The following is a 9,444-nucleotide window of genomic DNA, read 5'->3' on the forward strand; positions in this document are numbered from 1 at the left end:
TCTAAAAGAAAATAAAATTATTTTTTTGATTGATAAGAAAAATTCTTTTTATAAATACTTTGGTTTTGGATTTACTGAAAATTTTCCAACCTTAGTTAAATATGATTATAAAAAAGATAGTTATGTAAAGATGTATTGAGATATTATATGCTAAACAGAAAGGCTTCTTGCAACAACATATTTATGAAATGGCGGGTTTAGTGCAAAATAGAAACTTTGTGCATCAAAGAAAGTTAAGTGCTAAACAGAAACATCGGTTTTCAAAAGCCGCCACTTCATAAATATGCAAAACGTTGTAGGTAATTGTAAAAGCTACACGTTGTAAATAAAAAACAACAATGACAGAAGAAAACCAGACTCAAAGATTAATTAAACAACTATTGCTACTACCAACTTTCACTTACAAACATTTTTCAGAAGGAAGAAAACTTGAAGTAGCAAAAGTTGGAGTAGATTTATTAGACTTGCACACTTGTTTGAATCAATTCAGAGAATCATCTCCAAAACAATCTGAAAGTGTTTGAGAAATTAAAACGTAACGACTTGGAAGACATAAATCTTCTTGTCTGTTAAACGTATTAAAAACTTCATCTTCGGGAATTTCTAATTCACAAGCAGTTGTTTCGCATTTGGAAATAATAATTGTAACTTCTTTATTTGTTTTAGTATTTAATGCTTTGTATTGGTTATATCCACATTGAGGACAAGTAATTGTTAGGTTCATTTATTTATATTAAAGGTTAAATTAGTTCTTTGAAATATTGTGTTTGTTAAATTTTTGATTTTACTATTGTATAATTAAAAAGTATTTATATATTTGCAGTGTTGAATTGAGGTAAGAAAGCTGACACCGAAGTGCCAGCCTTTAAGAAATGGTTTACTATTCGCTTCGCAGGCAGACTAATAAAACCATAAACAGCAAGATGAATGTTTCTTGTGCCATAAAATACCTCCTTTCTTCTTTAGATAGTTATAGGCTAATTGACCATAGCCATATCGGTTGTTGAGATTTAAAATGATTGCTTTCATAATATTCATTTTAAGTTAGACAATAAATTCAAGAACTACACTATACTCCTCCTATTTAGGTTGGAGTTTTCACTTTGATGCGAAATGCAAATTAACAAAAACTTTTTGAATCCTACAAAAATTCAGAAGGATACTTGTTAACAAAAAGCTGAATCTTTTTAACAGACACAAATTTCACAGACAGAACAACTACCTACAACAGCGGTTTTGCAAGATTTGGGCTTTAGGCTTAATTTAAAGTTGGTCTTGTACTTGGACTGTTGGTTTTTAAATCAAAAAATTGGGAAGGCTTTCCCCAAACCTCGCAAAGCCGCAAGACGTTAGCGGTCAGCTTAGTAGAACCGCATAAAAACAGAAATGTAATTGAATATTAACCTTTAAATAACGATAAAATGCAAAAAGTAGTTACCGTAACAACCCACACAAATATCATTGATAAAGATGATAAATTTACCGAAAAAGAATATCCAACATTGAACAAATATCTTGAAGAAGGTTACAAAGTAGTTCAAGTTACACCGATAATTCTAAATTCGACAACAGCTTATATGTATTCGCTTACATTTCTGTTAGAAAAATAATTAAATCTTATCTGCCATTTCTTTGGTTGACTTAAAAATTGGAAACCAAAGAAATCGGTAAATAGTTACTGATTTTAGAAACTGATTTGTTTCTAATTCATTCTGAAATTTTGTGTGTTTTGAAAACATAATTTTGAAATTTAATTTGTGCTTCTGACTTTAAACGGCGCAGAAACTAAACCGAAAAGCGAATATTGAAAAAGCCGAACCGCTAACAGCAGTTACACGAGATGCAAGGATTTAGTGGAATTGCCGTTTCGCATTGAACTTTTTACTTAAATAGAAAATATCCAGTCACGTACCATTGCACCTCGTGTAGCTGCAAAACGTTAGGGCTCAGTTTAAAGAACCGAAATATGAAAGACACTTTAACAGAAAAAGAATCTATAATTGCAGACAAATTTTTAATTTTTTTGTTGACACTTGATAAAAATAGTGCGTTTAAAAGTATTGTAAATACTTTTTTTGAAAAACATAAATTAAATAAAAATAGAGGGTTATTTGTCTGTAAATATTTAGAGCGAAAAAATTTAGTAACAGTAATGCTTGATACTAAAGACGAGTTAAGAAATTTGACTTTTGACATCGTAAAAATTAAAGATTTTATTAAAAATGAAGGCGTAAATAAAATTTGGTTAACTGAAAACAAGCTATACAATGATTCTAAATTATCTGAAAGACAAGTTAAAACTTTCTACATTGTTTTTGTGTTTGGGTTGTTTGGTGGTTTATATAGTTGTTATGATTTTATAAAAACCCTAAATACAAAAGAATATGACCAATCAAAACAAATAACCAAAGAAGAATTGGAATTGGAATTATCCAAATTGCGTACTTTAATTTTAAACCAAAAAAAAGACAGTCTTTTAAATACTTCCAATTCTGAAAAAGGTAAATAACATCTTTAAACATAATAAATAATTTTTAAATTTACTTCTAACTTAAAAACGGTGCAGAAGCGTAACCGAAAATTGTAATAAATAAAAAACCGAAGCCCTAACAGCAGTTACACGAGATTTGGTTTTTAGGCTAACTCCGAAGCTGTTTTTGTGTCTGAAAGTTCAGTCTTTTACCGAAAATTAAGGCATACTTGATCCCAAACCTCGTGTAGCTGCGGAACGTTGCAAGAAACCTTATGACCGACGTTCGTGTTAAATTTCAACGTTCAGCCTACGGAATGGCTCATTACAGAAACGAAATAACACCTAACGGATGAAAATAAATCACTTGTAGCGGGCAGAAACCCATAAGGAAAAACAACAGCAGAAAATCTTTGACTGCCTTAATGAGCCAGAAGCTCTTGCAAAGATTGAAGCAAAATACTATAAAAAGTATGAAGAATTTATTTTTTTCTTTAGCATTTATGCTAATCGGTTCGTTTGCTTTTGCAAACACAGAAGTTACATCTGAAATTGATGTTAACAAAATTGAAAGTTTAATTAATGTTGATAATTTAGAATTGCCAATTGAAGATTCAGAAGCTTTGGTTTGCGGTTTTACCGTTAACTTTGATGATGGTTCAAATGGAGATGGTGCATGGGGTGGTTCAGGGTCATTTTACTACTCTAATAATAACTGCACTTGGGATGATATCTTTGGTATGATTAACACTTTCTTTCCAGGTTGGACTTCATCAATAATTAGATTTAGGAGTAATTAATTATTAAATGATAATCAGGTTAGATAATCTAACCTGATTTTTCTAAATTCTTAAAATATGAATAACATAATAAAAATTTGTTTTGTAATAATTGTTTCAAATATTACATTAGGCGTTTCTGCTCAAGGAAGTAATGCTGGAAAAATTACATTTAAATGTTTTTTTCCTAATAAAAAGCAAACCAATTTAAGTAGTAATCAAGAAATGTTTTTTAATTCATCGGAAAGCATACAGTTAAGTAGTAAAAATAATAGTAAATTGGACGTTAATAAAGAAGATGATAATAGTCTCACATTAAAACTTCCTTATGGCGATTCTTTAGGACGTCAAATTTACCGAAGTATAAAAGAGAAAATTGTAATTACTAGACGACCAAAAAATGCAATTTCTGAAGCATTTATAGTTAAAGAAAACTGGATAGAAATTAATTGGAAAATTGAAAGTAAAACTAAAAAAATAGGCAATTATACTGCTACAATGGCTAAAGGGAGTTTTAGAGGACGTGATTATACTGCTTGGTTCACTTATGACATTCCTGCTCCTTTTGGTCCATGGAAATTACATGGTTTACCAGGTTTAATATTAGAGGCAGAAGATAGCGAAAAAATGATGCGTTTTTATGCAACCGAAGTTATAATACCTTTTGAAACTAATGAAATAATAAAAGTGCCAACTGCTGAAAACGAAATAACACATAAAGAAGAAATATATTTGCAGGATAATTTTGATAAAATATTAGCGAAAAAAATGAATGCAAGATTACCTAAAGGAAGTAGTCTTACTCCTACTCCAAATGACGATGGCAGAAAATATAGAGAAGAGAAAACCTTTGAATGGGAAATAGAAACAATAGATGAGAATAAAAAAGACTAGGACTATAAGCTTACTTGCCTTCCTTTTTGTTGTTCAATTTGCTAAAGGTCAAATTCAAGGTCAAGTTTCCTCTGAGAACGGTGAACCTATTGAATTTGTAACTGTAGTTTTAAAAAAAGCCATTGACAGTAGTTTTATATCCTATACAAGAACTATTGAAAATGGTTTTTATTCTATAGACCCAAAAGCTAACGGTAATTTTTTATTGAGTTTTTCTTCCTTAGGCTTTGCAAAGCAAGAAATTTTAGTAAATATTAAAGATTTTAAACTTAAAAAATCCTTAGACATCATACTAAAAGAAGAAATTTTTACTTTAAATGAAGTTATTGTTAGAGCAGAATTAGACATTACACAAAAAAAAGATACTATTGTTTTTAACGCTAAAGCTTTTGCCCAAGGCAATGAAGAAGTGGTCGAAGATTTATTAAAAAAAATCCCGGGTCTTACCGTAGAACCTGATGGCACTATTAAAATAGGCAATCAAGAAATTGAAAAAGTAATGATTGATGGCGATGATTTTTTTGAGCGTGGCTACAAAATACTTACTAAAAATATGCCAGCTCAACCAATTGACAAAATTGAGTTACTACAAAACTATTCTAATAACCGATTACTCAAAGGAATTGAACAAAGCGAAAAAGTTGCTTTAAATTTAAAACTCAACGAAGATGCTAAACGTATTTGGTTTGGAAATATGACCGTAGGCTATGATGGAGTAACTACTACAAATAGACACTATTTTAAAGCCAACATCATGAATTTTGGTAAAAAAAACAAATATTATTTTTTATCCAATATCAATAATATTGGCTACGACGCTACAGGTGATATTAATCATCTAATAAGACCTATTCGTTTTAATGAACCCGCAAGTATTGGTGATAATCAAAATATTTCAACTTTAATTGGATTGTCGGCAACTCCACCCAATTTTAAAAGAAGCAGAACCACATTTAATAATGCTGAAATGGTTTCATTAAATGCTATTTTTAACCCTACTAAAAACCTAAAAATTAAAACATTAGGCTTTTATAATTGGGATGAATTAGACTTCTTTAGGAATCGTGTTGATAATGTTGCTTTAAATAACACAAACTTTACAAATAGAGAAGCTTATATTTTACGAAACAAAAACCAGATTGGTTTTGCTAAAGTAGATTTGAATTATAATTTATCTCAGGTAAAAATGATAGAATCAACTACTAAATATCAAAATGCAAGTTCCAACAGCTCGTCAAACCTACTATTTAATAATCAATCTACCGTTGAAAGCTTAAATAATCCTTTGGAATTATTTGACCAAAAAATAAGTTACACAAACAAGTATAATGATAATAAAGTATTTTTATTGACGGGGCGTTTTATTAATGAACAAGCACCTCAAAATTATAATGTAAATCAGTTTTTATTTTCTGATTTATTCCCTAATACAACTGCAACCAATGTAAGTCAAACTTTGACCCAAAAAATGACTTTTGCCGCCTTCGAAGCACATATTTTAGACCGCAAAGAAAATGATAATCTAATTGAATTTAAAATAGGAAATACCTTCAGAATAGACGAATTAGTAAGTCAATTTTTACTTTTAAACAATAATGAAATTATAAATAATCCAGCAGGTTATCAAAACAACTTAATCTACAACGTTAATGATCTTTATGCAAATGGAAAATATCAATACAGTTTTAAAAATATGTTACTTTCAGCCAATCTAGAAATTCATCAACTCTTTAATTCAATTAATAACAATAATGAAATCCCTACACAAACCCCCTTTTTTATAAATCCAAGTTTCGGTTTCGACTGGAAAATAAATAATCAAAATCGTATCAGAACATCATTTGGACAAAACAAAACCAATGCAACAGTTTTAAATGTGTTTAACGATTTGGTGCTAACAGGATTTAGAAATTTTAGCAGTGGAACAGGTGAGTTTAATCAATTAGATGCTTCATCGTTATTTTTTAATTATCAGTTAGGAAATTTGACTGACAAATTTTTTACAAGTTCAACAATTGCCTACTCTAAAAATCATGATTTTTTTTCTACCAATTCACTAATCAACCAAAACTTTACACAATCTGAAGCAATAATAATAAAAGACCGTGCACTTTTTACAACAAATACAACGGTAAATTATTTTTTTAAAAAAATAGAAAGCAACTTAAAAATTAATTTAGGTTATACACAAACGGAGTTCAAAAATATAGTCAATAATTCGGACTTAAGACAAGTTATATCAACAAATTATAATTATGGCATGGAGTTTAGGACGGCTTTTGGTGGTATAATTAATTTTCATTTAGGTAGCAATTGGTTCAGTACTAAAATACAAACAACGACTTTAAACAAGTTTACAGACAATGTAAGTTTTTTAGATTTAACGTTTATAGTAAACAAAAAGTTAAATATTGACATTCAATCAGAGCGATATTATTTTGGCAATTTACAAGCGGATAATAAATATTATTTTTTAGATATTGATGCCCGATACACCGTCAAAGAAAACAAAATTATATTTATGTTATCAGGTAAAAATTTATTTAATACAAACACATTTAGAAATTATACAATATCCGACATTGGTAACTCAACAACTGAATACAGATTAATGCCAAGATATATAATGCTAAAAATGGAATATAGGTTTTAAAAAGAAGAAAGGCTTCTTGCAACAAGCGTTTTGCAAGATTGCGGGGTAAGTGATTAATTTAAAGTTTTGGCTTATCTTTATGGTCAGTAATTAACCGAAAGTCAAGGCTTTTTTAGTCCGCAACCTCGCAAAGCGCCAAACGTTGGGCGATATAATTTCAGAACTAAAACCGAAAAAAAAATGAAAAAATCTTTAATCTTACTTTTACTTTTTACTAATTGCATTGTATCTAGTTGCGAAAAAAAATCAATTAAAAATGATTTAGAAAAAGAAAACTTAAAAGGAAACGTTCTATCAGTAAAAAAAACACGACATAACGTAACCGAAAAATTTGGCGAACCCGTAAAAGGTGAAATGGCTTGTGTTGATTTAGATGTTTGTAGTGTTATTACAAAATATAACGATTTTGGTAATGAAATTGAATTTTCAGAATACGATAGTTATGGAATTAGTTTTATTACCAAAGTTAAGTATAATGAAAAAAATCAAAAAATAGAACAAAACCGTTATACACCAGTAGAAGGTAAACGAGTTATGCAATTCAAATTAAAATATGATTTAAATGGAAATTGCATTGAAGAAAGTAGTGATGCAGGCTATTTGGTAAAAAGAGAATATGATGAGAATAATAATTTAAAAAAAGAACTTCTCAAAGATTGGCAAACTAAAGAGTTTATCGAAACCACGTATTTTTATAATGAAGATAATAAATTAATTACTGAAAAATATTCTCAAGGAAAAACAGAATATACATATTACGATGATGGTAATATTAAAGACGTTATTTATTATGACAATAAAGGTAAAGAGCAAAATAGAGGAAGTTACAAATACGAATATGACGTACATAAAAATTGGACTGCCCAAATTGCATATCAAAATGGAGAAGCAGTTTCATATGTTGAAAGAATAATTGAATATAAAAACTAAAATTATGTGGCTAAAACTATTGGAAAATTGGAGTTTAGAAGAGAAAAGAACAGGTTTAACTATTCCTTACATTGTTGGAGCGTTAAATAAAAATGACAGAAAATTAAACTCAGTAAATGAATTATTTGAATTAATCTTAAACTCAAATATAGAAACAACAATATATTTAAATTATTGTGACGAATTTTTGGGAGAATATGTTTTGACAACCCAAAAATTTATAAATATTCATCATACAGAAACAAAAGGAAAAACTTCAATTTCATTTTCTCAAAGTTGTGAAATATTAGGGAAAAATTATAGTGAGATTTTGGAGAAATTAAGTTCAAGATATAATCAACATATTGAGAAATCAAACTATTCCAAAAATGGAAAAGATTGGGGTGATTTTACCGAAAAAGAAACTCAATTTATTCAAAAAAACGCATAAAATTATTACATCGCCCAACCGCCGTTTGGCAATATGGTGGGTTTAGGCTTAATTTAAAGATGGTTTTGTACTTGTAAAATCAGTGTTTAACCGAAAGTTTAGGCTTCCTTAATCCGCCACATCGCCAAGCGGCATCACGTTGGGCGAGATGCTAAAAAAACTGGCGGCGAAAAAAACAGTTAAAAAAAACTCAATTTATTTTACAAGAATTAGTATTTATATTTGTACCATATTGTTACATAAAGACGGTTGCAGGTCTATCTGCAAAAAAAAAGATAAAAGTAAAAACAAGATATAGAGAGCCATCCTGATAAAGTTGATGGCTCTTATTTTTATATAAAAAACTAATAAAATATATCAATATGGCTAAAACTACCTTTAATTCAGAACTTTTTAAATTTGCTGTCTTTCCATCATATGAAAATGCAATAACACATTTAGCTGAAACTCTTTCAGACAAAGAAGAATGGGATTTCACAGATAGTGCAAATAAAACTTATGGGATTTTAAAAAATTATCTTGAGTTTACTTTTAGAAAACTTCTTCAAGAAAAAAAAGTAAAATTTACGGCTGACAACAAATTTGCTTGTTTCAATACTGGTTTAGTAACTGAAAATTTAGAAGATATTTTTGCGTTTTTTGAAGAGTATAAAAAACCACGTCCTGGCTTTACTACACCTTTCTGTTTTAAAGCGTTTTTAAAGAAAAGTGACAACAACATTCTTCGTCATTTTTCACATTCAATGCCTGATGTTGCAGATTTTTTTGACAAACCTGAATTATTAATTTTTAACCCAAAATGCGATTTAATTCCAGATTTAGACCATATAATTGGAGATAATATTTCAAGATTTCCAAAACATTTACAAAATGCCGATGATGCAGAATTAAGAAGACAACTTGTTGGAGCAATTGATGAAGTTAAGAAAAAAGTAAGAACTAACTATAAAATTGCTGTGCCACAATATTATGATAATAAAACTCAACTATTGCTTCCTTTATGTTTGACATCTGGTTCGCCAAATCCTGATTTAGCTCTTGTTGTTCATAAACTAAATGACACAACTTATACTGCAAGAACTTGCTTGACACTTAAAATGGCATATAATAATGCAAGATTGATTGTTAAACCACAAAGTAATTGGCTAAAACCATAATAAATAAAAGCACCATCGCCCAACAGCTAGGGGTTCGTTGGGCTTGAAAAGCCAACAATGAACCCCGTGTTGAACAGAACCGATTACATGCCGTCAACACTTATGGAGTTATCGATAAGTTGTTTGAGTAA

At 29.3% G+C, this 9,444-nt stretch carries 9 protein-coding genes; 8 read left to right on the forward strand and 1 reads right to left on the reverse strand.

All coding sequences use genetic code 11. The annotated features are described in order from the left end of the window. Positions 1–481 precede the first annotated feature (481 nt). Positions 482–724, reverse strand: a complete 243-nt coding sequence (locus tag ACIQ2X_RS10310) for a hypothetical protein (protein ID WP_396178846.1) — start codon at positions 722–724, stop codon at positions 482–484. 697 nt (positions 725–1,421) lie between these two features. Between ACIQ2X_RS10310 and ACIQ2X_RS10315 the strand changes: the two genes are divergently transcribed. The 8 genes from ACIQ2X_RS10315 to ACIQ2X_RS10350 all read left to right on the forward strand — a co-directional run bounded on the left by ACIQ2X_RS10315 (position 1,422) and on the right by ACIQ2X_RS10350 (position 9,313). Continuing rightward, positions 1,422–1,610, forward strand: coding sequence for a hypothetical protein (locus tag ACIQ2X_RS10315; protein ID WP_396178847.1), 189 nt, complete (start codon positions 1,422–1,424; stop codon positions 1,608–1,610). Positions 1,611–1,966: 356 nt separating this feature from the next. Further along, complete coding sequence (locus ACIQ2X_RS10320) at positions 1,967–2,509, forward strand: hypothetical protein (RefSeq protein ID WP_396178848.1); 543 nt, start codon at positions 1,967–1,969, stop codon at positions 2,507–2,509. A 434-nt stretch (positions 2,510–2,943) separates the two neighbouring features. Continuing rightward, positions 2,944–3,270 carry a hypothetical protein gene (locus ACIQ2X_RS10325; protein ID WP_396178849.1) on the forward strand — a complete coding sequence of 109 codons (327 nt, stop codon included), beginning with the start codon at positions 2,944–2,946 and terminating at the stop codon, positions 3,268–3,270. A gap of 57 nt (positions 3,271–3,327) precedes the next feature. After that, positions 3,328–4,143 (forward strand): GLPGLI family protein, encoded by an 816-nt coding sequence (locus ACIQ2X_RS10330; protein ID WP_396178850.1) that lies wholly within the window; start codon positions 3,328–3,330, stop codon positions 4,141–4,143. Continuing rightward, entirely contained in the window at positions 4,124–6,796 is a 2,673-nt protein-coding gene (locus ACIQ2X_RS10335; RefSeq protein WP_396178851.1) for a carboxypeptidase-like regulatory domain-containing protein, read from the forward strand. The genes ACIQ2X_RS10330 and ACIQ2X_RS10335 overlap by 20 nt, the downstream gene beginning before the upstream one ends. A gap of 180 nt (positions 6,797–6,976) precedes the next feature. Beyond that, a complete protein-coding gene (locus ACIQ2X_RS10340) occupies positions 6,977–7,726 on the forward strand; it encodes a hypothetical protein (protein ID WP_396178852.1) in 750 nt (249 codons plus the stop codon). Positions 7,727–7,730: 4 nt separating this feature from the next. Then, positions 7,731–8,156, forward strand: coding sequence for a hypothetical protein (locus ACIQ2X_RS10345; RefSeq protein WP_396178853.1), 426 nt, complete (start codon positions 7,731–7,733; stop codon positions 8,154–8,156). A 362-nt stretch (positions 8,157–8,518) separates the two neighbouring features. Next, complete coding sequence (locus tag ACIQ2X_RS10350; RefSeq protein ID WP_396178854.1) at positions 8,519–9,313, forward strand: DUF3825 domain-containing protein; 795 nt, start codon at positions 8,519–8,521, stop codon at positions 9,311–9,313. Positions 9,314–9,444 lie beyond the last annotated feature (131 nt).

The organism is Flavobacterium sp. (assembly GCF_044368625.1).
Classification (GTDB): Bacteria; Bacteroidota; Bacteroidia; order Flavobacteriales; family Flavobacteriaceae; genus Flavobacterium.

Bases quoted from the DNA above. Each gene is read 5' to 3' on its own strand.
- ACIQ2X_RS10330 (WP_396178850.1), top strand. From the start codon at position 3,328: ATGAATAACATAATAAAAATTTGTTTTGTAATAATTGTTTCAAATATT.
- ACIQ2X_RS10320 (WP_396178848.1), top strand. From the start codon at position 1,967: ATGAAAGACACTTTAACAGAAAAAGAATCTATAATTGCAGACAAATTT.
- ACIQ2X_RS10325 (WP_396178849.1), top strand. From the start codon at position 2,944: ATGAAGAATTTATTTTTTTCTTTAGCATTTATGCTAATCGGTTCGTTT.
- ACIQ2X_RS10340 (WP_396178852.1), top strand. From the start codon at position 6,977: ATGAAAAAATCTTTAATCTTACTTTTACTTTTTACTAATTGCATTGTA.
- ACIQ2X_RS10350 (WP_396178854.1), top strand. From the start codon at position 8,519: ATGGCTAAAACTACCTTTAATTCAGAACTTTTTAAATTTGCTGTCTTT.
- ACIQ2X_RS10345 (WP_396178853.1), top strand. From the start codon at position 7,731: ATGTGGCTAAAACTATTGGAAAATTGGAGTTTAGAAGAGAAAAGAACA.
- ACIQ2X_RS10335 (WP_396178851.1), top strand. From the start codon at position 4,124: ATGAGAATAAAAAAGACTAGGACTATAAGCTTACTTGCCTTCCTTTTT.
- ACIQ2X_RS10315 (WP_396178847.1), top strand. From the start codon at position 1,422: ATGCAAAAAGTAGTTACCGTAACAACCCACACAAATATCATTGATAAA.
- ACIQ2X_RS10310 (WP_396178846.1), bottom strand. From the start codon at position 724: ATGAACCTAACAATTACTTGTCCTCAATGTGGATATAACCAATACAAA.